21 protein-coding genes are annotated in these 25,290 nt (G+C 67.6%); 10 read left to right on the plus strand and 11 right to left on the minus strand.

The window, feature by feature from the left end:
* Positions 1-34 precede the first annotated feature (34 nt).
* Together ACX40P_RS04150 and ACX40P_RS04155 are read right to left on the minus strand one after the other, a co-directional pair.
* Entirely contained in the window at positions 35-508 is a 474-nt protein-coding gene (locus tag ACX40P_RS04150; RefSeq protein WP_459125012.1) for a GNAT family N-acetyltransferase, read from the minus strand.
* A 402-nt stretch (positions 509-910) separates the two neighbouring features.
* Positions 911-1,531: an opacity protein gene (locus ACX40P_RS04155; protein WP_459125013.1), complete on the minus strand. Its 621-nt coding sequence runs from the start codon at positions 1,529-1,531 to the stop codon at positions 911-913.
* Positions 1,532-1,806: 275 nt separating this feature from the next.
* Between ACX40P_RS04155 and ACX40P_RS04160 the strand changes: the two genes are divergently transcribed.
* Positions 1,807-3,057, plus strand: coding sequence for an MBL fold metallo-hydrolase (locus tag ACX40P_RS04160; RefSeq protein WP_459125014.1), 1,251 nt, complete (start codon positions 1,807-1,809; stop codon positions 3,055-3,057).
* A 39-nt stretch (positions 3,058-3,096) separates the two neighbouring features.
* Positions 3,097-5,295, plus strand: coding sequence for an excinuclease ABC subunit UvrB (gene uvrB, locus ACX40P_RS04165; RefSeq protein WP_459125015.1), 2,199 nt, complete (start codon positions 3,097-3,099; stop codon positions 5,293-5,295).
* 3 nt (positions 5,296-5,298) lie between these two features.
* Here uvrB and ACX40P_RS04170 read toward each other — a convergent pair whose 3' ends face one another.
* The gene (locus ACX40P_RS04170) at positions 5,299-5,673 is read right to left on the minus strand and encodes a PRC-barrel domain-containing protein (protein WP_459125016.1); all 375 of its coding nucleotides are present in this window, start codon (positions 5,671-5,673) and stop codon (positions 5,299-5,301) included.
* Between the two features lie 132 nt (positions 5,674-5,805).
* On the opposite strand from ACX40P_RS04170, the gene ACX40P_RS04175 reads away from it, so the two are divergent.
* Positions 5,806-6,306, plus strand: coding sequence for a hypothetical protein (locus tag ACX40P_RS04175; RefSeq protein WP_459125017.1), 501 nt, complete (start codon positions 5,806-5,808; stop codon positions 6,304-6,306).
* A 375-nt stretch (positions 6,307-6,681) separates the two neighbouring features.
* Here the strand turns inward: ACX40P_RS04175 and ACX40P_RS04180 are convergent, their stop codons facing one another.
* Positions 6,682-7,665 carry an SDR family oxidoreductase gene (locus ACX40P_RS04180; protein WP_459125018.1) on the minus strand — a complete coding sequence of 328 codons (984 nt, stop codon included), beginning with the start codon at positions 7,663-7,665 and terminating at the stop codon, positions 6,682-6,684.
* A gap of 99 nt (positions 7,666-7,764) precedes the next feature.
* Between ACX40P_RS04180 and ACX40P_RS04185 the strand changes: the two genes are divergently transcribed.
* The 3 genes from ACX40P_RS04185 (at position 7,765) to ACX40P_RS04195 (ending at position 10,701) form a co-directional block, all read left to right on the plus strand.
* On the plus strand, positions 7,765-8,355 hold the full coding sequence (locus ACX40P_RS04185) for an NADPH-dependent FMN reductase (RefSeq protein WP_459125019.1): 591 nt from the start codon (positions 7,765-7,767) through the stop codon (positions 8,353-8,355).
* A 182-nt stretch (positions 8,356-8,537) separates the two neighbouring features.
* Positions 8,538-10,313, plus strand: a complete 1,776-nt coding sequence (locus ACX40P_RS04190) for a sensor histidine kinase (protein ID WP_459125020.1) — start codon at positions 8,538-8,540, stop codon at positions 10,311-10,313.
* Positions 10,314-10,323: 10 nt separating this feature from the next.
* Complete coding sequence (locus ACX40P_RS04195) at positions 10,324-10,701, plus strand: response regulator (protein ID WP_459125021.1); 378 nt, start codon at positions 10,324-10,326, stop codon at positions 10,699-10,701.
* A gap of 16 nt (positions 10,702-10,717) precedes the next feature.
* On the opposite strand, the gene mutS is transcribed toward ACX40P_RS04195, so the two are convergent.
* On the minus strand, positions 10,718-13,300 hold the full coding sequence (gene mutS / locus ACX40P_RS04200) for a DNA mismatch repair protein MutS (protein WP_459125238.1): 2,583 nt from the start codon (positions 13,298-13,300) through the stop codon (positions 10,718-10,720).
* A gap of 193 nt (positions 13,301-13,493) precedes the next feature.
* Here mutS and ACX40P_RS04205 point away from each other — a divergent pair, with 193 nt between their 5' ends.
* Positions 13,494-15,758: an NADP-dependent malic enzyme gene (locus ACX40P_RS04205; RefSeq protein ID WP_459125022.1), complete on the plus strand. Its 2,265-nt coding sequence runs from the start codon at positions 13,494-13,496 to the stop codon at positions 15,756-15,758.
* A gap of 9 nt (positions 15,759-15,767) precedes the next feature.
* On the opposite strand, the gene ACX40P_RS04210 is transcribed toward ACX40P_RS04205, so the two are convergent.
* The gene (locus ACX40P_RS04210) at positions 15,768-16,850 is read right to left on the minus strand and encodes a helix-turn-helix transcriptional regulator (RefSeq protein WP_459125023.1); all 1,083 of its coding nucleotides are present in this window, start codon (positions 16,848-16,850) and stop codon (positions 15,768-15,770) included.
* Positions 16,851-16,967: 117 nt separating this feature from the next.
* Here ACX40P_RS04210 and ACX40P_RS04215 point away from each other — a divergent pair, with 117 nt between their 5' ends.
* Positions 16,968-17,663, plus strand: coding sequence for a hypothetical protein (locus ACX40P_RS04215; protein ID WP_459125024.1), 696 nt, complete (start codon positions 16,968-16,970; stop codon positions 17,661-17,663).
* Between the two features lie 160 nt (positions 17,664-17,823).
* Here ACX40P_RS04215 and ACX40P_RS04220 read toward each other — a convergent pair whose 3' ends face one another.
* Positions 17,824-18,612, minus strand: coding sequence for an SDR family oxidoreductase (locus tag ACX40P_RS04220; RefSeq protein ID WP_459125025.1), 789 nt, complete (start codon positions 18,610-18,612; stop codon positions 17,824-17,826).
* Between the two features lie 128 nt (positions 18,613-18,740).
* Entirely contained in the window at positions 18,741-19,886 is a 1,146-nt protein-coding gene (locus tag ACX40P_RS04225) for an acyl-CoA dehydrogenase family protein (RefSeq protein WP_459125026.1), read from the minus strand.
* 129 nt (positions 19,887-20,015) lie between these two features.
* Here ACX40P_RS04225 and ACX40P_RS04230 point away from each other — a divergent pair, with 129 nt between their 5' ends.
* Complete coding sequence (locus tag ACX40P_RS04230; RefSeq protein WP_459125027.1) at positions 20,016-20,843, plus strand: SDR family NAD(P)-dependent oxidoreductase; 828 nt, start codon at positions 20,016-20,018, stop codon at positions 20,841-20,843.
* Complete coding sequence (locus tag ACX40P_RS04235; protein ID WP_459125028.1) at positions 20,840-22,279, plus strand: MFS transporter; 1,440 nt, start codon at positions 20,840-20,842, stop codon at positions 22,277-22,279. Before ACX40P_RS04230 ends, ACX40P_RS04235 begins: the two co-directional genes overlap by 4 nt.
* 36 nt (positions 22,280-22,315) lie before the next feature.
* Here ACX40P_RS04235 and ACX40P_RS04240 read toward each other — a convergent pair whose 3' ends face one another.
* The 3 genes from ACX40P_RS04240 to ACX40P_RS04250 all read right to left on the minus strand — a co-directional run bounded on the left by ACX40P_RS04240 (position 22,316) and on the right by ACX40P_RS04250 (position 25,235).
* Positions 22,316-23,266 carry a PEPxxWA-CTERM sorting domain-containing protein gene (locus ACX40P_RS04240; RefSeq protein WP_459125029.1) on the minus strand — a complete coding sequence of 317 codons (951 nt, stop codon included), beginning with the start codon at positions 23,264-23,266 and terminating at the stop codon, positions 22,316-22,318.
* Between the two features lie 110 nt (positions 23,267-23,376).
* A complete protein-coding gene (gene queA / locus ACX40P_RS04245; protein ID WP_459125030.1) occupies positions 23,377-24,405 on the minus strand; it encodes a tRNA preQ1(34) S-adenosylmethionine ribosyltransferase-isomerase QueA in 1,029 nt (342 codons plus the stop codon).
* Between the two features lie 125 nt (positions 24,406-24,530).
* Complete coding sequence (locus ACX40P_RS04250; RefSeq protein ID WP_459125031.1) at positions 24,531-25,235, minus strand: peptidylprolyl isomerase; 705 nt, start codon at positions 25,233-25,235, stop codon at positions 24,531-24,533.
* Positions 25,236-25,290 lie beyond the last annotated feature (55 nt).

Consider the following 25,290-nt stretch of genomic DNA (forward strand, 5'->3'; position numbering starts at 1 on the left):
GCCCGCAACAACGGCACGAGCGGGTCACGCGTTCCTAAGCTCCGTCCGGGTCCAGATCGAGGTGCAGGAACTGATTGAAGTCGCTGCGCACATAGTCGCCGAACGCCGGACCATCGATGAACCCCCGCCGCCGATACAGCGCCAGCGCCGGCTCGAACGCCGCACCGCTGCCAGTTTCGAGACTCAGGCGACGAACGCCCCGTTCCACGGCAGCGGCGATGATCGTTTCCAGCACGGCGCCGCCGGCACCTGTCCGCAGGAAACCGGGGTGGGTCCGCATCGACTTCACCTCGGCGGTTCCGTTCGGCAGCATCTTGAGCGCGCCGACCGCGGCGATGCGGTCGCCCGACCGTGCCGTCCAGACCGTGACGGCCGGATGCTGCAGACCCGAAAGATCGAGCGCGAAGACGCTTTCGGCGGGCGAGTTCGCCTGCATCCCCGCCAGATGCAGCGCCAGCAGGCTGCGGGTCTGTTCGCCGGAAAGATCGTCGATACGAACGTCGAACATGGGCGGCCCCTCGAAACTGACAAACCTTGATATCGTCTCAAGGTGCACCGCAGAATGCCAGCCGCACCGCATTGCCGCTGTCCTACACGGCATCATCTTTGGCACACTGCGTCGATGCGACGACGGCTCCAAACTCCGCATATCTACCCGAGGCAGGTCGCGCCCGCGACGTCTCAACATTCGCGGCGATCATGCTCAACCAACCTGTTGAGCATCGATACGAAACCGACGGATTTCCGCCATTTCTGCTACCCCGCGATGCGCCGCACGTCTCAACTTTCTCAACATTCACGCTCAACCGACCGGTTGAGCTTCGCGTGTCGCGCATGCGAAAACGGGCCGCCCTTTCGGACGACCCGTCAGTACGCTGCACAGGGCCGGGGGCAGAGGCCCCCGTGCCGATCAGAAGTGTGCGACCACGCCCAGCGTCGGGCGGAAGCTGTGGAAGTCGCCGAAGGTCGAGACTTCGCCGCGCAGGCGCAGGCCCGAATTGCCGGTGATGCCGCCCAGACCGATGTCCTTCGGGCCGACTTCGAAACCGGCGCCATAGGTGACGTCGTTATAGTCGCGGTTGGTGGGCACGCGCTTGGCGAAGTTGACCCACTGATAGCCGACCTTGCCGTAGATCAGGCCCGAGTCACCGGCGCGCAGGCCGAAGCGGCCGGCGGCGCCATACTGCCAGTCGATGTCGCCCGACACGCCCTTGGCGACGTTACCCTCGGCGCCGACGAACACCGGACCCAGCGGCACGTTGAAACCGACGATGCCTTCGACCAGGCTGCCGTTCAGCTTGTTGCTGCGGATCGGGGCGGGGACGCCGGCGCGGTTGGCCTCGGCGTCGAACTGCTCCCAGCCGCCGCGGATCGCGAAATACGGCTCGAAGCCGAATGCCGGGCTGCCGTCGGGCGCTTCGGCGGTCGTCGTGGTGCTGGTCGTCGTGGTGTCGGCGGGCATGTCCTGCGCAAACGCGGGAGCGGCCACGGCCGAGGTTGCGAGCAGGGCGGCGGTGAAGATGGTACGCATAGTTATCTGGCCTCGTTCAGTTCAAAATCGCGCCCCATGCGCCGCCCAAATTCACACCCAGGCTCGCGGTAGCGGGGACCGGCTGAACCCGACGGATTGGATATTGTTGCAGTGCACACGCGAAAAATCGGCGGAAAAGCGCGACTGTTGCGCAATGGACACGGTTACTGTCGCTTCGATGAACGAACCGCGGCAGCTTCGCGGCAAGGGTGCGGCGAACCACTGGCGACGGAAAGGCGCTTGTCGACAAGCGTGCATCAGTTAGGCGGATGTCGATGATCGTCAGCGCGTTTCGTTTCGTCGTTTGGACCATTGTGTGGGTCATGATCGCCGTCGGTCTGGCGATCACCATCGTCCCGCGGTTTCTCGACCGCATCTATTATGAGGGGGTGGTTAGCGACCATTTCGACGGCGCACGCTTCTTCAATCCCGATGGTGAGGACACCGCCGCGCCGCCGGGTGGTCCAGGCGGTGGGGGCCGCGCCGCCTTCCTCTGGCGGCAGATGACGGAACGCGACGGGCGACCGGAATGGAATGTCACGCTGCCGGTCACGACGTCGAAGCCTGCCGCGCGGGTCGACGGCACTGCGATGGTGGCAACGTGGATCGGCCATGCGACCGTGCTGGTGCAGACCAGCGGGCTGAACATCCTGACCGACCCGATCTACGCCGATCGCGCCGGGCCGTTCGGCTTCGGACCGAAACGGGTGACGGCACCGGGCGTCGCGCTGGACGATCTGCCGAAGATCGACGTTATCCTCGTCAGCCACAATCACTACGACCATATGGACCTGAAGACGCTGAAGTGGTTGTTGGACCGGGATCGGCCACTGATCGTGACTCCGCTCGGCAACGACGCGATCCTGCGCTCGGCCGGGATCGGCGCGACGGCGGTCGATTGGGGACAGGCGGTGCCGATCCGCGGCCAGGCCGGCCGGCCGACCATCGCCGTCCACGTCACCCGCAACCATCATTGGGGCAGCCGCTGGTTCACGGATCGCAACCGCGCCTTGTGGTCCAGCTTCGTCGTCACGCTGCCCGGCGGAAACCTGTTCTTTGCCGGCGACACCGGCATGGGCGACGGTAAGTGGCCGGCGGAGGCCGTGGCGCTGGGCCCGGTCCGGTTGGCGTTGATCCCGATCGGCGCATTCCGCTTCGCGCCCGGCCAGATGGGGACGGGCAGTCACATCGGCCCGGTCGATGCCGTGGAGGTGTTTCGGCGGCTGGGGGCGTCGCGCGCGATCCCAATTCACTGGGGCACGTTCCGGCTAAGCTACGAGGCTTGGGACACGCCACCGCTGCTCCTGGACGCGGCGATGCGCTGCGCTGGATTGATGCGACGGGTGCCGGAGATCCGCGGTGTCGATCATCCGCCGCCGAGGGATGAATATTCCGGTTTCGACATGCGATTGATCGGCGCTCCGTTCAACGTCCCGGTCTACGCGCCGCAACCGGTCGGGCCTCCGATGTCGCGTGAGGCGTTGCTCCGCTGTCTCGACACGCCGGCGGTCAGGGCGCTTCGCTGACCTCTGGAACAAAACTGCAACCCGGCCCATATTGCCCGCATGGCCATCCAGATCCGCAAGAGCCTCGACGAGCCCGAAACCGACCAGAGCTTCGTGCCCCACCGGCCCGCCCGCCCGCCCAAGGCGGAGGGCGGCCGGCGGTTCGAGATCGTCAGCGAATACGAACCATCGGGCGACCAGCCGACCGCGATCGCCGAACTGGTCGGGCAGGTCGAGGCGGGCGAACGCGACCAGGTGCTGCTCGGCGTCACCGGCTCGGGCAAGACCTTCACGATGGCGCAGGTCATCGAGCGCGTACAGCGCCCCGCGCTGATCCTCGCCCCGAACAAGATCCTCGCCGCGCAGCTCTACGGCGAAATGAAGTCGTTCTTCCCGAACAACGCGGTCGAATATTTCGTCAGCTACTACGACTATTACCAGCCTGAGGCCTACGTCGCCCGGTCGGACACTTACATCGAGAAGGAGAGCTCGACCAACGAGGCGATCGACCGGATGCGCCATTCGGCGACGCGGTCGTTGCTGGAGCGCGACGACGTCATCATCGTCGCCTCCGTGTCCTGCCTCTACGGCATCGGATCGGTCGAGACCTATTCGGCGATGATCTTCGACCTGAAGAAGGGTCAGGTCGTCGATCAGCGCGAGATCGTCCGCAAGCTGGTCGCGCTCCAGTACAAGCGCAACGACGCCGCCTTCCAGCGCGGCAATTTCCGCGTACGCGGCGACAACCTGGAAATCTTCCCGTCGCATTACGAGGATTCGGCGTGGCGGGTGTCGTTCTTCGGCGACGATATCGAGGATATCGTCGAGTTCGATCCGCTGACGGGCAAGAAGATCGCGTCGCTCAATTCGGTGCGCATCTACGCCAACAGTCATTACGTCACGCCCGGCCCGACGCTGAAACAGGCGACGGAGGCGATCAAGTTCGAGCTGGCCGACCGGCTGCAGGAGCTGGTGACCGAGGGCAAGCTGCTGGAGGCGCAGCGGCTGGAGCAGCGGACGAACTTCGATCTGGAGATGATCGCCGCGACCGGCTCTTGCGCGGGGATCGAGAACTACAGCCGCTTCCTGACCGGCCGGCTGCCCGGCGAGCCGCCGCCCACCTTGTTCGAATATCTGCCGGAGAACGCGCTGCTGTTCGTCGACGAGAGCCACCAGACCATCGGCCAGATCAACGGCATGTCGCGCGGCGATCACCGTCGGAAGCTGACGCTCGCCGAATATGGCTTCCGCCTGCCGTCGGCGATCGACAACCGCCCGCTGCGCTTCAACGAATGGGACGCGATGCGCCCGCAGACGACTTATGTCTCGGCGACGCCGGGCGACTGGGAGATGGAGCAGACCGGCGGCGTCTTCGCCGAACAGGTCATCCGTCCGACTGGCCTGATCGATCCGCCCGTCGAAATCCGCCCGGTCGAGGAGCAGGTGCAGGACCTGATTCAGGAGTGCAAGAAGACCACGGAGATGGGCTATCGCACGCTCGTCACCACGCTGACCAAGCGGATGGCCGAGGATTTGACCGAATTCATGCACGAAGCGGGGCTGAAGGTCCGCTACATGCATTCGGATGTCGAGACGCTGGAGCGCATCGAGCTGATCCGCGACCTGCGCATGGGCGTCTACGACGTGCTGATCGGCATCAACCTGCTGCGTGAGGGGCTCGACATACCCGAATGCGGGCTGGTCGCGATCCTCGATGCCGACAAGGAAGGGTTCCTGCGCTCCGAAACCTCGCTGATCCAGACGATCGGCCGCGCCGCGCGCAACGTCGAAGGACGCGTGATCCTCTACGCCGATCGCATGACCGGCAGCATGGAACGCGCGATCAACGAAACCAACCGTCGTCGCGAGAAGCAGGAGGCCTACAACGCCGAGCACGGCATCACGCCGACCACGATCAAGCGCAATATCGGCGACATCATCGCCCATGTCGCATCGAAGGATCAGGTCACCGTCGAGATCGACGAGGACCGGCCGCACATGGTCGGCCACAACCTGCGCGCCTACATCGAGAGTCTTGAAAAGAAGATGCGTGACGCCGCCGCGAACCTGGAGTTCGAGGAGGCGGGGCGCATCCGCGACGAGATCCGACAGCTGGAGCAGGAGGAGCTCGGGCTGCCCGTCGACGAGCACCGCGCCCCGATCATGGGCCGGTCGAACGAGGGCAAGCCCGGCACCCGCAAGACCCGCTACGGCAAGCAGCAGAAGATGCGGATGGGCGGGCAGCGCAAGGGGCGGTAGGGCTCAGCCCTCCGCCAGCACCTCGGCGCGCGTGCCGTAATAGCCCGCGACGCGGTCGGCATAGGCCTGGTCGAAGGCGGGGGCATTGTTCGACCAGCTCGGCCCACCCTCGAGCAGGCGGCGGTCGACGGTGATGGTATAGGTGTCGTTGGCGACGTCATAGGCCAGCAGCTCGAACGGCACCGCGTAGAAGCTCTTGCCCATGCCGAGGAACCCGCCGAGGCTGAGTACGGCATGGGTGGTGCGCCCGGTGCCCTTGTGCACCATCATCGCGAAGACGCTGCCGATGGTCTCGCCGTCGCGGCTCTTCAGCTTCAGCGTGCCGGCGACGTTCGCCTGGACGAGCAGCAGGGTGGGGGCTTCGGCGGCGGTGGTCATCGGGCGGCACTTTCTGTGGGATAGGATATGTGTCGGAGGAACCGGCGGCATCCCTTACGGTTCCCCGCAGCGGATCGTCGGCCCGGCGCCGCCTAGGTTGAGCGCGGGGCTTGCGTGCCGCATAGAACGGGGATGCGCCTGACTCACCTTGCGACCCTCGCCCTGTTGGGCACTCTCTCCGCCTGCATCCCGGCGCCCGCGCCGGACACCCGCCAGGCGCGACCGGTGCCGGTCCCCGTGCCGCCACCGACGATCCCGGTCGTACCGGCGTCGAGCGACTGGCGGGACTGGCCTCTGACGCCGGGCGACTGGCGGTACAACGGCGGCGCCGGCGCGACGTTCGGCGCCGGGCAGTTGACGATCCGCTGCGACGGGCGGCGGGCGACCGTCCTGTCGCGGCCCGGCTCGGCGGCGGAAAGCGTGACGGTGCGGACCAGCACCTCGGCACGGACGCTGACGATGCAGCCGGTCGGCGGCGGACAGGTAGCGGTGTCGTTGCCGATGGCCGATCCACTGATCGACGCGATGGGTTTCAGCCGCGGCCGCTTCGTCATCGAGAGCGCCGGGCGCCCGCCGCTGGTCGTGCCGGCGTGGCCGGAGATTTTGCGGGTGGCGGAGGACTGCCGGGGCTGAGGCAAGGCGCGTGATTCTGACGTGATCTTCGCGATTTACAAGTCTTGAAAGCATGTCTCCGACGCTTCACATTGCACCCGTGCCGAATAACGGCACACTCGTTATCCACTAGCGAAAGGAGGTGATCCGATGTCTCATGGTTCAGCAAGGGGGTCGGTTCAGTTCGTTCGGGAGACGCGCCGCTGAACACTTCAGGCGGATGACACCTAGTCGTCCGTGAGGGGAGCGGGGGGTATCCTCCCCCAGACAACGTTCCCTGAGAGGTGCTTCAAGCGGTCCGCATGGTCTCCCGGGCTGGAGCTCTCCGGCCGCTGACCATGTCGGAGGTCGTCGGATCGTCGGGAGACGATCCGGCGGCCTCTTTCATTTCGGGGCTCAGGCGGGTTGGCCGCCGCCACCGGTCGCCCCGAAAATCTGCCCTGTCGAGAAGCTGAGCGCCGGATCGGCCGCCGCCACATACAGCGCGGCGATCTCCGCCGGCTGGCCCGGACGACCGAGCGGCCCGCTCTTGCCGAAGCTTTGCAGCTTCTCGGGCGTCGCGCCGCCCGACACCTGCAGCGGCGTCCAGAACGGCCCCGGCGCCACCGCGTTCACGCGGATGCCCTTTACCGCCAGCTGCTTCGCCATCGCCTTGGTGAAGTTCAGCACGGCGGCACGGGTCAGCGCATAGTCGACGATGTCGGGCGAGGGATCGCCGGCCTGTTCGGACGAGGTGTTCACGATCACCGCGCCCGAACCCATGATCGCTACCGCCGCCTTGGTCAGCCAGAAGGGCGCGTAGACGTTCGTCTTCATCGTCGCGTCGAAATCCTCGCTGGAGATGGACGCGATGTCCGGCCGCGTCTGCTGGCGCGCGGCGTTGTTGACGAGGATATCGAGCCCGCCCAGCTGGCGCGCAGCATCCGCCACGAGCTTCTTGCAGAAGCCCTCGTCGCGCAGGTCGCCGGGGATGGCGACGACCTTGCGCCCGGCGTCGCGGATCAGCGCGACGACTTCCCGCGCATCGGGCTCCTCGGCGGGCAGATAGTTGATCGCGACGTCCGCGCCCTCGCGGGCATAAGCGATGGCCGCGGCGCGACCGATGCCGCTGTCGCCGCCGGTGATGAGCGCGCGCTTGCCGGTGAGCTTGCCCGAACCCTTGTAGCTCTCCTCGCCATGATCGGGGCGCGGCGTCATCTTGGACGCAAGGCCCGGCCACGGCTGGCGCTGCACGGGGAAGGGGGGCTTCGGGTATTCGGCGGCGCGCGGAGTCGTCGGGGCGGGGGGCGTCTTCGGCCCATCCTGCGCGACGGCGGGCGCCGCGGCGATGGCGGCGGTCGCGGCGACGAAGGTTCGGCGCGTGGTTTCGGCGTCGAGCATGTGGGCAAGCCTCTGCGATTCTGGGATACATGACCCGAACATCAGGGGCGCGCGCGGGTTCCGCTTTCCATCGCCCACCGCGGATGCGATCATGCGCGCATGGCTGACAAGATCCTCGTCTTCTATGGCTCCTATCGCAGCGACCGGATGGGCATCCGGCTGGCGCAGTGGCTGGTCGCGCAATTCGCCGTGCGCGGCGCGGAGGCGGAACTGATCGATGCGAAGGCGGTCGACCTGCCGATGCTCGACCGCATGTACAAGGAATACGCCCCCGGCGAGGCACCGCCGGCGATGGCGGAACTGGCCGCGAAGATCGTCGCGGCGGATGCGTTCGTGTTCGTCACCGGCGAATATAACTGGGGACCGCAGCCGGGGCTGAAGAACCTGACCGACCATTTCCTCGAGGAATGGTTCTGGCGCCCCGCCGCCATCGCCAGCTATTCCGCCGGCCGCATCGCCGGTGCGCGCAGCAACATGATCTGGCACGGCATCCTGTCCGAAATGGGCATGGCGGTGATATCGTCGACCATTACCGTCGGCGGCATCGGCCAGGCGCTGGACGCCGACGCACAGCCGATCGGCGATGGTGGCAAGGCGCTGGACCGCAGCTTCCCGCGCTTCGCCGATGATCTGGCATGGTGGACGCAGGCCGCACGGACTCAGCGCGAAACAGTGCCGCCGCCCTATTGATCGATTTCGGCGATCGTCAGCCGTGTCGGCATCGACATTCAACCACAATGTTGAGCGTGAATGTTGAGACAAAAACACGTGCGTTTTCCCTCGTGAAACGGCTCTGAAGCTCAACCAATCGGTTGAGCTTCGCCGGCGCTATCTCATGTAAGCCGTCGGGTCTTGTGTAGGACAGCCGTGGCGTGAAGCGGATCGACCTGCGAGCTCGCGTGGCCGGAACACGCAGGAACGCCGAAAACGTTCGAGGGCGGTCGACACGGCGCGGTGGCGTTCATTGTGCAACTCGGGCGTATCAACCCTCACTGAACCGCGCTAATGCTAGCTGCGCAAGGATGTCCGGGGGGGCTATCAGGCTGTTGAAAGGGCGGGGTTTGTCGCAGGTTGAAGCTGTGCGTCGTGCGGGCGCGCTGACGGAGTTGGCGATACTCGACACCCCTGAAGAGCAGGCGTTCGACGACATCGTGTTCATCGCGTCACGCACCTGCGACACGCCGATCGCGCTCATCAGTCTGCTCGATCACGACCGGCAGTGGTTGAAGGCGCGTGTCGGCCTCGACGTGCGCCAGACCGAGATCGCCCAGTCAGTCTGTCGGATCGACGTCGACGAAGCCGGGATGCTGGTAATTCCCGATCTGACGCGCGATCCCCGTACCGCCACGAATCCGCTGGTGACTGGCGATCGCGCGTTCCGTTTCTATGCCGGTGCCCCGCTGGTGCTCCGTTCCGGGGCTGTGGTCGGACGGCTGTGCGTCATCGATACGCAAGCGCGCCCGGAGGGTCTGACGGAGGAACAGACGACGCTGCTGCGTGCGCTGGGGCGGCAGGTGTCCGATCAGCTCGACCTTCGCCGCGCGGCGAAGGTCAGTGCGCGTCTGCTGGACCTGCATACGGCGCTGATCGAAATCGGCGAGCGCATCCGCGCCAGCGAGGACGTGGTCGACATGACCGCCGCAGCGGCGGCGGTCGTCGGTCGAATCCTGAAAGTGGAGCGAGCGAGCTTCGGCGTGGTCGATGCCGATATCGAGATCGTCGATGTGGAGGCGGACTGGACCGCACCGGGCGTTGCCAGCATCGCCGGTCGTCACCGCTTCTCCGATTACGGCGTGTTGCGCGCCGATCTGATGGCGGGCGACGCGCTGGTCATCGAGGACGTGGCGACCGATCACCGCACCTCGGCCAATGTCGCCGCCATGTCCGCACTCGACATCGGCGCCCTGGTGAACATGCCGGTGCGCGAGCGCGGCCGCACGGTTGCCATCTTCATCGTCAACACAGCCCGGCCGCGCATATGGACGCCCGACGAACTGTTGTTCCTGCGCAGCGTCGCGGACCGGCTCGAGGCCGGTGTCGCCCGCCTCCGCGCGGAGCAGCAGCAGCGCTTTCTCAACGGCGAGATCAGCCATCGCCTGAAGAACATGCTGTCGATGGTCCAGGCGATCGCCAGTCAGACGCTGCGCGCGGTGTCCGAGCGCGAGCCCGTGGAAAGTTTCGAGCGTCGGCTGGTCGCGCTGAGTGCAGCACATGACGTGCTGCTGCAAAAGAGCTGGAAGGATGCGGATCTGCGGACCGTGGCGGAAGCCGTGGTGGAGACGGTCGGCTTCGGCGAACGCATCACCCTCGAGGGCCCGCCGGTTCTGCTGGGCGCCCGCGCGGCGCTCTCCTTTTCGCTTGTCGTTCACGAACTGATGACGAATGCGTGCAAATATGGCTCCCTCTGTACGGAGGGCGGGCACGTCACATTGACTTGGGCGATCGAAGGTAGCGGTCCGGCCGCATTGCTGATCGTACGCTGGCGCGAGCGTGGTGGTCCGCCGGTCGTTGCGCCGAGCGGAAATGGCTTCGGTTCCAGGCTGATACGGCTCGGCCTGACCGGAACAGGCGGAACCGACCTTCGTTATGAAGTCGATGGACTAGAGGCTGACCTGCGCGCCCCCGTCGAAAATCTGGCCCAGGCGTAGCAGGAATTCGATGACCTTTACTCATCACGCACCGGTGCCGATCGTCCTAGTCGTCGAGGACGAACCTTTGTTACGGCTGTTCGCGGCGCAGGTGGTCGAAGATGCCGGCTACGAACCGCTGGAAGCGGCGAATGCCGCCGAGGCCATCGCTATCCTGGAGGGCCGGCCGGACATCCGGATCGTCTTCACCGACATCGACATGCCAGGCGGGCTGGACGGCATCATGCTGGCGGCGTGCATCCGCGATCGCTGGCCGCCGATCAAGATCATCATCACGTCGGGCAAGCCGTTACCACCGCGTACGGTTATACCGGCCGAAACCGTGTTCTTCCCGAAGCCCTATCGGCAGGACCGCGTGATCGCTTCGCTGCACAAAATGGCGGCATGAGCGGCCGCGCTATCCGCTACGCCTGCCCCTCGCCCGCCAGCGCCTTGAGTCGATAAAGCGCATCGAGCGCATCGCGCGGGCTGAGCGCGTCGATGTCGAGCTGGTCGAGTTCCGCCCGAAGCGCATCGACGCTCTGTTCTTCGGCCTGCGCGGCGGCGGCGAAGAGGGGCAGGTCGTCCAGCCCCGCCGCGATCCCGCCGGTCTTCGCGCGGCCAGCCTCAAGCTTGTCGAGCACCGACTTCGCACGTTTAATCGTGATCGGCGGCAGGCCGGCGAGGCGAGCGACGGCGATACCGTAGCTGCGGTCGGCAGGTCCCTCCGCCACCTCGTGCAGTAGCACGAGATCGCCCTTCCACTCGCGCGCGCGGACGTGGTGCAGCGTCAGCGCGTCGCAGCGTTCGGCGAGGCGCGTGAGTTCATGATAATGGGTCGCGAACAGGCAGCGGCAGCGATTGTCCTCGTGGATCGCCTCCACCACCGCCCAGGCGATGGCGAGGCCGTCATAGGTGCTGGTGCCTCGCCCAACCTCGTCGAGGATGAGGAAGCTGCGCGGGGTCGCCTGCGCCAGGATCGCGGCGGTCTCGACCATCTCGACCATGAAGGTGGAGCGCCCCCGCGCGAGGTTGTCGGAGGCGCCGACGCGGCTGAAAAGGCGGTCGACGACGCCCAGTGTGGCGCGGGTGGCGGGGACGAAGCTGCCGGCCTGTGCGAGCACGGCGATGATCGCGTTCTGGCGCAGGAAGGTCGACTTGCCGCCCATGTTCGGGCCGGTCACCAGCCAGAGCCGCGAGTGTTCGGACAGCGAACAGTCGTTGGCGACGAAGCGCTCGCCGCTCTTCGCGACCGCGCTCTCGACGACGGGGTGGCGACCGCCCTCGACCTCGAAGCAGGCGTGTTCGACGAGGCTAGGCCGGCTCCACCCGCCCTCGGCGGCACGTTCGGCTAGGCCGGCGGCGACGTCGATCCGCGCGAGCGCGTCGGCGGTGGTGGCGATCGCCTCGCGCACCGTCAGCGCGGCGGCGGTCAGTTCTTCCAGATGCGCGGCTTCGGCGGCGAGCGCGTGGGCGCCGGCCTGCGAAACCTTGATCGCGAGTTCGTGCAGTTCGGGCGCGTTGAAGCGCACGACGCCGGCCAGCGTCTGGCGGTGGGTGAAGCCGCTGTCCGCCGCCATCAGCGGGTCGGCGGCGCGGGCCGGCACCTCGACATGATAGCCGAGCACGCCGTTGTGGCGGATCTTCAGCGCCGCCGTGCCGGTACGCGTGCGATAGTCCGCCTCCAGCGCAGCGATGGCGCGGCGCCCGCCCGCGCCGGTATCGCGCAGGTCGTCGAGCGCGGCGTCATAGCCCGCGGCGATGTAGCCGCCCTGCATCGCGTCGATCGGCGGCATCGGCACCAGCGCACGGGTGAGCAGGTCGATGAGCGCGCCGTGCCCACGCAGGCGGGGCGCGAGGTCGGCGAGCAGGGGCGGGGCGTCGGACAGCTTGCCGAGCCGCTCGCCCAGCCGCCATGCGCCATCGAGGCCGTCGCGCAGCTGCCCCAGATCGCGCGGGCTGCCGCGTCCGGCCGCGAGCCGCCCGATCGCACGGCCGATATCGGGCAATGCGCGCAGGTCGGCGCGGAGGCCCTCGCGCAAACCGGGATCGTCGTGGAAGCGCGCGACGAGCGCCAGGCGCGCGTCGATGGCGGTGCGGTCCATCAGCGGTGCGGCGAGGTCGGCACCGAGCATCCGCGCGCCCGCGCCGGTGACCGTCCGGTCGACCGCATCGAGCAGCGAGCCGGGGCGCGTGCCGCCCTGCGACTGGCAGATCTCCAGGCTGTCGCGCGTCGCCGCGTCGATCGCCATCACGCCCTCGGCCCGGACGACGACCGGCGGGCGCAGAAACGGCAGCGCGCCCTTGGCGGTGTGGTCGAGGTAGGCGATCAGCCCGCCCGCCGCCGCCAGCCCGGCGCGTCCGATCGTGCCGAAGCCGTCCAGCGTGGCGACGCCGTGCAGCCGCTTCAGCCGATCCTCGCCGCGCGCGCTGTCGAAGTCGGCGCGCGGGCGCTCCGCCGCCTCGGGAGCCAGAGCTGATCCCTCCGCCACCACCAGTTCGACCGCAGCGAGCCGGGCGAGCTGCGAGTTCAGGCCGGCGGCGTCGGTTTCGACGATCTCGAACCGGCCCGTCGATACGTCGGCGGCGGCGATGGCGACCGCGCCGCCCGCTTCGCCCACCGCCGCGCACCAGTTGGCGGATCGCGCGTCGAGCAGTGCCTCCTCGGTCAGCGTGCCGGCGGTGACAACGCGGACGATGGCGCGCGCGACCAGCGCTTTGCTGCCGCGCGCCTTTTTGGCCGCCTCGGGCGTCTCGGTCTGCTCGGCGATGGCGACGCGGTGACCGGCCTTGATGAGGCGCTGCAGGTAGGCGGTGGCGGCATGCACTGGCACGCCGCACATCGGAATCCGCTCGCCCTCATGCTCACCACGCGCGGTCAACGCGATGTCGAGCACTCCGCTCGCCACTTTCGCATCGTCGAAGAACAGTTCGAAGAAATCCCCCATGCGGTAGAAGAGCAGGCAGTCCTGCGCCTCCGCCTTCAGCGACAGATACTGAGCCATCATCGGGGTGGGTGCGGTCATCGCGAGCGGCGTTAGCTGAGCGAAGGGGCGGGGTGAAGGGGCAAGGATTGTGCGATTATCCGCACAGCAAGTGTCCAATGGGTGCTCGCGTCTTTGCCTTCCCCAGCGGAAGGTGACGGTTCCCTAAGTGCCGCCGCGCCTCTATGACGCTCGGCATAGCGAAGAGAGGGTGCGGATGTCCGACGAAGCCGAAGCGAGCGTGCAGTTTTCCGAGCGCGAGGCGTTGCTGTTCCATTCCGAGGGACGGCCGGGCAAGATCGAGATCATCGCGTCCAAGCCGCTGACGACGCAGCGCGACCTGGCGCTGGCTTATTCGCCAGGCGTCGCCGTGCCGGTGCAGGCGATCGCCGACGATCCCGCCACCGCCTACGATTATACCGCGAAGGGCAACCTCGTCGCCGTCATCTCGAACGGCACCGCGATCCTGGGCATGGGCAATCTCGGCGCGCTGGCGTCGAAGCCGGTGATGGAGGGCAAGGCGGTGCTCTTCAAGCGCTTCGCCGACGTCGATTCGATCGACATCGAACTAAAGACCGAGGACGTGAACCGCTTCATCGACGCGGTCGAGCTGATGGAGCCGACGTTCGGCGGCATCAACCTAGAGGATATCAAGGCGCCGGAATGCTTCATCATTGAGCAGACGCTGCGCGAGCGGATGAACATCCCTGTCTTCCATGACGATCAGCACGGCACCGCGATCATCAGCGCGGCGGGGCTCATCAATGCCTGCCTACTGACCGGCCGCGCGCTGGCCGACGTGAAGGTCGTCGTGAACGGCGCCGGCGCGGCCGCGATCGCCTGCACCGAATTGATGAAGGCGATGGGGGTGCGCCCCGACCATGTGCTGATGTGCGACCGCAAGGGCGTGATCTATCAGGGCCGCGACGACGTGAACCAGTGGCAGTCGGCACATGCCGCTGCCACCGACCGCCGCACGCTGACCGAGGCGCTGCACGGCGCCGACGTGTTCCTGGGCCTGTCCGCGGCGGGTGCGCTGAAGCCCGAGATGGTGAAGGACATGGCGCCCGCGCCGATCATCTTCGCGATGGCCAACCCGGAGCCGGAGATCCGCCCCGAACTGGCGAAGGCCGCGCGGCCCGACTGCATCATCGCCACCGGCCGGTCGGACTATCCGAACCAGGTCAACAACGTGCTCGGCTTCCCCTTCATCTTCCGCGGTGCGCTCGACGTGCGGGCGACTGGGATCAACGATGCGATGAAGATCGCCGCGGCCAACGCCATCGCCGAACTGGCGCGCGAGCGCGTGCCGGAGGAGGTCGCCGCCGCTTATGGCGTGCGCCATGTCTTCGGGCCGGATTACATCATCCCAGCGCCGTTCGATCCGCGGCTGATGGAGAATGTCTCGATCGCGGTCGCGCAGGCGGCGATGGACTCGGGCGTCGCGACCAAGCCGATCGCCAGCATGGCGGCGTATCGCGACTCGCTGCGCGCACGGCTGAACCCGACCACCTCGGTGCTGACGCTCGCCTATGAAGGCGCGCGCGCGCATCCGAAGCGCGTGCTGTTTGCCGAGGGCGAGGAGGAGGTCGTGCTGCGCGCGGCGATCGCATTCAAGGAAGGCGGCTACGGCACGCCCGTGCTGGTCGGCCGCGACGATGTCCACGACCGTCTTCGCGCGCTGGGCGTCGCCAATGCCGAGGAATATGAGGTCCACAATAGCCGCACCTCGACACTGGTGCCGCGCATGGTCGATTTCCTGTACGAACGCCTGCAGCGCCGCGGTTATCTGCGCCGCGATGCGGAGCGGATGATCAACCAGGACCGCAACACCTTCGGCGCCGTCATGCTCCAGTTGGGCGAGGCGGATGCGATGATTACCGGCATCACCCGCACCTATGCGCAGACGATGCGCGAGGTGCGCCGCGTGATCGATCCGGCCGAGGGGCGTACGCCGTTCGGCATCCATGTGCTGGTCGGACAGAGCCACACCGTGTTCATGGCCGACACCACGATCAACGAACGCCCGACCGCCGAGGAACTGGCCGACATCGCGGAACAGACCGCAGCGGTCGCGCGACGCATGGGGCATGAGCCGCGCGTGGCGTTCCTGAGCTATTCGACTTTCGGCAACCCCGAGGGGCACTGGCTGGAGAACCTGCGCGAGGCAGTACGCGTGCTGGACGAACGCGGTGTCGGCTTCGAATATGAAGGCGAGATGGCGCCGGACGTCGCGCTGAACCCGAAGCAGTTCGCCAACTATCCCTTCATCCGCCTGTCGGGACCGGCGAACATTCTTATCATGCCGGGCCTGCAATCCGCCAACATCTCGGCAAAGCTGCTGCGGGAGCTGGGCGGCGACGCGGTGATCGGCCCGATGCTGATCGGCATGGAAAAGCCGGTGCAGATCGCGCCGATGACCTCGACCGCCAGCGAGCTGATGACACTTGCGGTGCTGGCGGCCGGCGGGATCGCGCGCTGAGCTGAGGCGTCAGGCGCCGCGGCGCAGCAGCATCACCAGCTCCGTCTGGCGATGCGTGCCCGTCTTGTTGAAGGCGGACTTCAGCTGCGTCCGCACCGTGCTGACCGCGCTGCCCCGGCGCTCGGCGATCTGCGCTAGCGTCAGCCCGGCGGCCAGCAGCACGGCGACCTCGCCCTCTGCGCCTGACAGGCCCAGCGCTTGTGCGCTGGTCGCCAGTGCCTCTTCGCCCTGCGACGGCTGACGCATCGTCAACAGCACCCGCGCGACAGACAGGGTGCCGGGTAGTCGGGGAGGGAGAGGCGTGAGTTCGACATGCAACGGGCCGCCCAGCGCGCGGACCGAGACTCGGGCCTGGCCCGTGTCGGATTCGGCGCAGCGGAACGCGCGGTCGAGGTCGCGGTCGCTGACCGCATCGATGGCGACGAGGCGCCCCGCCCGGACGGTCAGCGCGCGGCCGGTGCGCAGCGTCTGCTCCGCCGCCGGCGACAGCGACACGATCGTGCGATCGGCGCCGAGCAGGATCGCCTGCCCCGCCAGCAGTTCCGCCGTCTGCACGATCGTGCGGTCCTGCGCGGTGCCGAACGCCAGCGCGGCGTGGCACGCCGCCGCGATCCCCGGCCCCAGCCGCTCGACCAAATCGCGGGTGCGCCGGTCGTAGGTGCCGGGGGTTCGCGACCGCATCAGCGTGAGCCCCAGCCCGACGCCGTCGGTGGTGTTCAGCCGGATCTGGGCGGAATGATGCGCGTCGGTGGGGTGGAACAGATCGTCGTAGATCGCGAAGGTCGAGCGGGTGGTGCCCTGCAGCAGATCGTCGTCGGTGAAGCAGCGCATCGGCGTGTAGTCGAGGATGCCGCGCGTACGCGGGTTGAAGAGCGGATCGAAACCGCGCGCGTCGAAATAGGCGGCCATCTGGTCGGTCGAGATGCCGCGCGTGCGGTTGATGAGCAGCTGCCCGCCATCAGCGATGCCGGTCAGCTGGATCATGGTCGCGTTGGTCGCCGCGCCGACCGCGGCCAGCGCCTCGTCCCATTCGGCAAGTCCCAGCGCGGCGTCCCGAAATCGGTCGACCACGCCGCGAATTAGATCCGCCATGTTCCTGATTTTTCCCCACTACCCCAAATGGAGGATGCGGGATTTCGCTAGCTTGCGCAACAGGGCGGTCGGGAGGGAGGCCGGCACGGTGTCGGTCATCTACGGGGGGTTAGATTCATGAAGGTTTCAAGACTGTCGCGGACGGCCGCATTGCTTGCCGCAGCGCTGGCGAGCACGCCCGTGCTGGCACAGGAAGCACCGGTGGAAGACAACGGTGCCATCATCTCCGCGGCCGTGACGGCGGGTACCCTGGGGATCGGTCCGGAAGTCGGTGTCCGCTTTTCGGATCATGTCGGTATTCGCGCCAGCGCATCGTTCCTCAGCTTCGGCGCGGACTTCGACTCCGACGAGAACACCTACCGCGGCGGCCTGCACCTGAAGTCCTATGGCGCCATGATCGACGTACATCCGTTCGGCGGCGCCTTCCGCCTGTCGGCCGGCGCGCGCATCAACCGCAACCGCGTCGACGTGCGCTTGCAGCCTGGTGCCAGCACCACGATCGAGATCGGCGACAACGTCTACACCGCCGCTCAGGTCGGTACGCTGACGGGTGGTGCCGATGTGAAGAAGTTCGCGCCGGCCCTCACGCTCGGCTGGGGCGGCAGCAAGCGCAAGGGTTTCTTCTTCGCGACTGAGGCCGGCGTTCTGTTCCAGGGCAGCGCCCGCCTGCGCGAGTTTCGCGCAACGGGCACGGCGCAGGCCGATTCGGGCTTCCGCGCCGCGTTGGAGCGCGAGCGGGTCGAGCTGCAGGACGATATCGACAAGGTGAAGGTCTATCCCATCCTGCAGTTCGGCATCGGCTTTCGCTTCTGAGGTTCACGCCGGGTCCGTCGGTCGGCGGCCCGGCGACGGGATAGCGTGAACGGCTCTGCCGTCAGCCGTCAGGCTGGCGTTGCAGGGGGCGGCCGGGCACGCTCTGGGCCGCATTCGTGGTGCGTACGACGCACCGCGGGTGCGGCCCTTTTCGTATCGGTTACCCCTCGATCGAGGAGCCGAGCGAGGCGTTGACCAGCCCGCCGTCGACCGCGATCGTCTCGCCGATCACATAGTCGCCGGCGCGACTGGCGAGGAAGATCGCGGTGCCGGCCATGTCCTGATCCACGCCGATGCGTCCCGCTGGGATGCGCTTCGCCACCGCGTCGCCGTGGTCGCGCGCGGCACGGTTCATCTCGCTCGCGAACGCGCCGGGTGCGATCGAGGTGACGTTGATCGCATCGGTCACCAGCCGCGCGGCCAGCCGCTTCGTCAGGTAGATCAGCGCGGCCTTCGAAGCCTGATAGCTGTAGGTGTCCCACGGGTTCAGGCGCAGGCCGTCGATCGAGGTGATGTTGATGACCTTGGCCGGACGGTCGGGCCGCGCCGCCGCCTTCAGCGCGCCGTGCAGCGCCTGCGTCAGGAAGAAGGGCGACTTGACGTTCAGGTCCATGACCTTGTCCCAGCCGGCCTCAGGGAATTCCTCGAACGGCACGCCCCACGCTGCCCCTGCGTTGTTGACGAGAATGTCGAGGCCGTCCTCGACCTCGGCGTACTGCGCGGCGAGCGCCTTGCAGCCGGCGACGGTCGACACGTCCTGCGGCAGGGCGATGCAGTTGGGTCCCAGTTCCTCGGCGGTGGCGAAACAGGCGTCGGCCTTGCGCGAGGAGATGTAGACCTTTGCGCCCTGTGCGACGAAGCCCGCAGCGATCATCCGCCCGATGCCGCGCGATCCCCCGGTGACGAGGGCGGTGCGGCCGTCGAGACGGAACAGGTCGGTAGTGTCCATGCTAATCTCCCTCTTCCCCTTTGGGGGAGAGGGTCGGGGAGAGGGGCAGTCTCTCCTTCGACCCTGTCGTTCGCGGTTGTCGACTGCCCCTCTTCCAACCCTCTCCCCGGGGGGAAGAGGGCGATTGGTCATCCACCCCGCTTCAGCGTCTCGCGGGCGATGATGAGTTGCTGAATCTGGCTGGTGCCTTCGTAGATGCGGAACAGGCGGACGTCGCGGTACAGGCGTTCGATGCCGTAGTCGGCGATGTAGCCGGCGCCGCCGTAGATCTGCACCGCACGATCGGCGACGCGGCCGACCATTTCCGAGGCGTAATATTTGGCCGCCGCGGATTCGAGCACGACGTCGGCATACCGATCCTTCGATAGCGCCGTTTCCAGCACCAGCGCGCGGGCGGCGAGCGCTTCCGTTTTAGAGTCCGCGATCATCGCCTGGATGAGCTGATGCTCGGCGATCGGCTTGCCGAACTGGCGGCGTTCGGTGGCATAGCCGACGCAATCGGCGATCAGCCGCTCGGCGACGCCGACGCAAACCGCGGCGATGTGCAGCCGCCCGCGATCGAGCACGCGCATCGCGATGCGGAAGCCTTCGCCCTCCGCTCCCAGCCGGTTGGCAGCCGGGACGGCGACATCGTCGAAGGTGACATCGGCGACCTTCGCGCCCTTCTGCCCCATTTTCTTTTCCGGCTCGCCGACCGAGACGCCCGGCAAGTCGCGCGGGACGAGGAAGGCGGAGACGCCGCGCGCGCCGGGATCGTCGCCGGTGCGCGCCATGACAGTGAACAGGTCGGCGCGGTCGGCGTTGGTGATGTAACGCTTCGTGCCCGACAGGCGATACACGTCACCGTCCCTGACCGCACGGGCGCGGACGGCGCCGCTGTCGCTGCCGACATCGGGTTCGGTCAGCGCGAAGCTGGTGACGACCTCTCCGCTGGCGATGCGCGGCAGCCATGCCGCCTTCTGCTCGGGCGTGCCGGCCATGACGAGCCCCTGCGACCCGATGCCGACGTTGGTGCCGAAGGCGGAGCGGAACGCGGGCGTGGTGCGGCCGAGCTCGATCGCGACGCGGACCTCTTCCGACATGGTGAGGCCGAGGCCGCCGTGCTCCTCGGCGATCGAGAGGCCGAACAGGCCCATCGCCTTCATTTCCTCGACCACGTCGGCGGGGATCGCGTCGTCGGCCTCGACCTGCGCCTCCAGCGGGCGGAGCCGTTCGGTGACGAAGCGGCGGATGTGGTCGATCAGCGCGTCGAAGGTGTCCGCGTCCATGGCCATGCCGTTCATCCGCTCCTTTCGATTTGCAGCCTTGCTAAAGACGGCGCATCTTTCATGCAAGCCATACCCGATATTCGATTTGGTCGCAGCGCTGCCGCCGCCTAAGAGGGCCGGGACTTGGAGACGATGATGCGATTTGCGGGCAAGCGGGTGGTGGTGACGGGCGGTGCCGCGGGCATCGGGCGGGCGACAGCGGAACATCTTGTAACGCAAGGTGCCGATGTGTGGCTGTCGGACATCGTCGATGACCTCGGGAATGTTGTCGCAGCAGAAATCGGTGCGACGTATCGGCATTGCGACGTGACCGATCCCGCGCAGATCGAGGCGCTGATCGCCGAGGCCAATGCGGCGGGCGGGATCGACGGTCTGGTCAACAACGCCGGCGCGGGCGGTGCGCGCGAGACGATCGACGCCATCAGCGCCGACGACTGGGACGCCACGCAGGCGCTGCTGCTGCGGTCGGTGGCGATGGGCATCCGTTACGCCGCACCGCTGATGGCGGCGCGCGGGGGCGGGGCGATCGTCAACGTGTCGTCGGTGTCGGCACTGGAGGCCGGCGCCGCGCCGATCGCCTATTCGGTGGCGAAGGCGGGGGTGCTGCACCTGTCGAAGATCGCCGCCGCCGAGCTGGCGCGGCACAATATCCGCGTGAACGCGGTCGTGCCGGGCTTCATCGCGACAGGGATTTTCACCGCCGGCTTCGACATGGCGAGCGACCGGCGCGCGCAGATCGACGGGACGATCGGCGGCATCGCGGCGAAAGGGCAGCCGATCGCCCGCGCCGGCCGACCGCAGGACATCGCCGCCGCCATCGCCTATCTGCTGAGCGACGACGCGAGTTTCGTCACCGGCACGCATATCACCGTCGACGGCGGCGTGACGGTCGGGCCGCGGCATAGCTGGGATCCGCAGTCGCCGGGCATCTTCGACCTGATCGATCGGATGGCCGCCAAGTGACCACCGTTCACGGTCATCAGACCGAAGTCCCGCCCGCCCGCCGCGTGCGGCGTGGGACGATGCTCGCCTATGGCTTCGGCGCCGTCGCGTACGGCGTGAAGGATGCGAGCTTCGGCACGTTCCTGCTGCTGTTCTACAACCAGGTCGTCGGCCTGCCGTCGGCGGCGGTCGGCTTCGTCATCATGTGCGCGCTGGTCATCGACGCGATCATCGATCCGGCAGTCGGGTTCCTGTCCGATCGCACGCGCAGCCGGTTCGGGCGGCGGCATCCGTGGATGTATGGTGCGGCGCTGCCGATCGCGTTGGGATGGATCGCGCTGTGGAACCCGCCGGTCGGATGGGAGCAGAGCGCGGTGCTCGGCTGGCTGTTCGTCTCCGCGGTGATCGTGCGCAGCGCGGTGTCCTGTTACGAGGTGCCGTCGGTCGCGATGACGGCGGAGCTGACGTCGGACTATGACGAGCGCACGCGGATCATGGCGTATCGATACCTGTTCGGCTGGATCGGCGGTCTGACGATGCTGGTCGCGGCGTACATCGTGTTCCTGCGCGCGACGCCGGAGTTTCCCAACGGGCTGCTCAACCGTGCCGGCTATGGCGCGTTCGCGCTGGCCGGCGCAGGCCTGATGGCGGTGGCGATCCTGACTTCGGCGATCGGCACGCATCGCGAGATCCCGAACCTGCCGCATCCGCCCGCCCGGCGCGCGACCTTCAAGGAGAATCTGGGCGAGTTGCGCGCGACGCTGAAGAACCGCGCGTTCGCGATCCTGATGCTGGGCGGGGTGTGCGCCTATACCAACCAGGGCATCAGCTATGCCCTGTCGAACTATCTCTACAGCTATGTCTGGAAATTCTCGGGCGCGACGATGGCGCTGATCCCGGCGGTGCTGCTGGTGGCGGTGGTGATCGCCTTCTTCGTCGCGCCGCGCGTCGCGCGCCTGATCGGCAAGCCGCGCGCGACCGCGCTGTTCGTCGTGGGTGGCGCGCTGTTCAACACGACGCCCTACTGGCTACGGCTGGCGGGGGTGCTGCCGCCGGAACCGGCGCTGCTGTACGTCCTGCTGGTGTTCTTCACGATCGCGACGGCGATGGGCGTGTCGGGCTTCATCGTCGGCGCGTCGATGATGGCCGATGTCGTCGAGGAATCGGAGACGCGCACGGGCCTGAGGTCCGAGGGCGTGTTCTTCGCCGGCAGCTTCTTCATCCAGAAATGCACGTCGGGGATCGGCATCTTCCTCGCCGGCACGATCCTGTCGATCGCGGGCTTCCCCGAACAGGCGACGCCGGGAACGGTGGGCGTAGCGACGATCGACCGGATGACGCTGATCTTCATCGCGATCTACGGCACGCTGGCGATCGTCGCCGCGACGATCTTCCTGCGGTTCCCGTTCGGGCGCAGCGAGCATGAGGCGCGGGTGGCGAAGTTGGCGGCGGAGTAGGAGAGCGGGCGGCCCGCGAAGGCCGCCCGTCCGTGGTCAGGCAGCGAGCGCGGCCTTGCGCGGGCGCCGCATCGTGCCGCCGACCATGCCGAAGCCGAGGATCATCATCGCCCATGTCGCCGGCTCGGGCACCGCGCCCGGCGTCTGGAAGGTGACGCTGCTGGCGAACGCCTGACGCGTTGCGGCATCGACCGAAGGATCGAGATCGACGGTGAAGGTGCCGGTCGCGTCCGCCCAGCCGCCACGGTTCACGGTCAGCTGTGCGAAGCTGGCGATGACGAATTCGTCGCCCTTGTAGAGCGTCAGCGTCTGCTCTCCACAATTCTGCTGACCGACCGAAAAGCTCTGGTTGGCGCCGCCCGTCAACGAGATCGCACTGAGACTGCTGGCGCGCGGGCCGGGGCCGCCCTCGAAGTCGGAACAGGGCGAGCCCCCGAAGAGATAGGCGCGGGAATTGATCTGCGCGGCCGTGGCAGTGGCCGGCATATAGGAGAAGAAATCGGCCTTGTTCCAGATCGCGAAGCCGGCGGCGGCGTTGGCACCGCCCGGCAGTGCCCCATTTGTCGCGTTCGTCGAGGAATCGACGATGTGGAAATTGCCGCTCAGCAGGATGTCGAATTCGTCCGCGCCGTTGTAGGTGTAGGTTTGCCACGCATAGACGTTGTTGCCGATCCGCGTGGATGCGCCCGAATAGGCGTCGAGCTTGATCTCAGGCAGGCCGAGACCGGTGGCGAAGCCGACGCTGGCCTTCGCGCGGCCGCTCGTGCCGACATCGTAGCTGACCTGATTGGCGACGCCCGTCCCGCCGGTCTGACTGCGGCTCACCACCGCCTGATCGGCGCCGACACCGTTGCAGAGCGTCGAGCCGTCGGTCGGGCAGTTTCGCACCGTCTGGAGCGATGCCGAGCCATAGGCATTGTTGGTCACCTGAGCAGAGGCACCGGTGGATGCCACCGCCGCCAGTGCGAAGCCGATCGCGTAACGCATGGCAATTTCCCCCCTTGATGAACGCCCTAGGGGACGGGGTATCCGGGGCGGCGGGCGCCTCCATCCCCCATTTGGCGTATGTCCTAAGATCGGACGATCTTGGCGAGCCGTTAACCAGGCAGCAGGAGCGAGGCATCGCCGTAGCTGTAGAAGCGATAGCCCTCGCCAATGGCGTGCGCGTACGCGGCCTGCATGCGTTCGCGCCCCATCAGCGCGCTGACCAGCATGAAGAGCGTCGAGCGCGGCAGGTGGAAGTTGGTGACGAGCCCGTCGATGCCGCGGAAGCGATAACCGGGCGTGATGAAGATCGCCGTATCCCCTTCGAACGGGCGGATGATGCCGTCTTCGCCGGCGGCGCTCTCGATCAGGCGCAGGCTGGTGGTGCCGACCGCGACGACGCGTCCGCCCGCGGCGCGGACGGCGTTCAGGCGATCGGCGGTGGCGGCGTCGATGCGGCCCCATTCGGCGTGCATCCTGTGGTCGTCGGTGTCGTCGGCCTTCACCGGCAGGAAGGTGCCCGCGCCGACGTGCAGCGTCAGCGTCGCATGGCCGATCCCGGCACCGTCGAGCGCCGCCATCAGGCCGGGGGTGAAGTGCAGCGCGGCGGTGGGGGCGGCGACCGCGCCCGGCTCGGCCGCGAACATGGTCTGGTAGTCGTCCGCGTCGCGTTCGTCGGTAGGGCGCTTCGCGGCGATATAGGGCGGCAGCGGCATATGGCCGGCGCGCTCCAGCAGCAGCTCGACCGGCTCGTCGCCCGCGAAGTCGAGCGCGAAGCTGCCGTCGTCGCCGTGCGCGCTGGCGGAGGCGGTGACGCCGTGGCCGAAGTCGATGGTGTCGCCGTCACGCAGGCGCTTCGCGTTGCGGATGAACGCACGCCAGCGGCGCGGCCCCTCGCGCTTGTGGAGCGTCGCGCCGATGCGCGCGTCGCCGCGCGTGCCTTCCAGCCGGGCCGGGATGACGCGCGTGTCGTTGAAGACCAGCAGGTCGCCGGCGCGCAGCGCAGCGGGCAGGTCGGTGACGACGCGGTCGTGCGTTCCGCTGTCGTCGAGGACCAGCATGCGCGCGGCGTCACGCGGCGCGGCGGGGCGCAGCGCGATCGATTCCGGGGGGAGGGTGAAATCGAAGAGGTCGACGTTCATTTGTGTGAACTTCCCTCACCCCGTTCGCCCTGAGCTTGTCGAAGGGCTGTCCTTCTACAATCCGACACGAAGAAGAAGGGCAGGGCTTCGACAAGCTCAGCCCGAACGGGGAGAGGGGAGTGCCTTTACTTTGCCGGCGGCGCCTTGCGGCCCGGACCCGGCGGCAGCGTCAGCGGGGCGACCATCGTCGCCGGCGGCGTGGCGGGAGCAGCGGCGTAGGGCGGGGGATTGTCGGCGGCGATCGAGGCGCGCAGGATCTTCGTCGGGCTTGCCGGCGGCTCGCCGCGCTCGATCGCATCGACATACTGCATGCCGTCGATGACGCGGCCGAACACGGTGTACTTCTTGTCGAGCGACAGGCGCGGCGCGAAGACGATGAAGAACTGGCTGTTGGCGCCGTTGTTCGCCTTCGTCTTCTGCTCCTCGGTCGCCCCCTCGGGCGCGCCTGGGCGGGCCGCGGACACCGCGCCGCGGACGTGGGGGAGGTAGTTGAACTCGGCATCCACGTTCGGCAGGTCGGAATCGCCGGTGCCGTCGCCCTTCGGATCGCCGCCCTGCGCCATGAAGCCGTCGATGACGCGGTGGAAATTGAGGCCGTCGTAGAACTTCCGGCGGGTCAGGGTCTTGATCCGCTCGACCATCTTGGGCGCGACATCGGGGCGCAGCCAGATGGTGACTCGGCCGCCGTCCGACAGGTCGAGCAGCCAGAGGTTTTCCTTGTCCGTCGTCGCGGGGGCGGTCGCGCGGCCGGGGACCTCGATCAGCTGGGCCGCGGCGGGCAGGGCAGTGACGGTCGCGAGCAGGGCGGTCGCGACGGCGAATAGGCGCATGGGAGAGAACCTCGAACGGAGCATGTCGGCGCGCTTAGATCAAAACGCGGGTTGC

The sequence above is a fragment of the Sphingomonas sp. RS2018 genome, assembly GCF_054489605.1.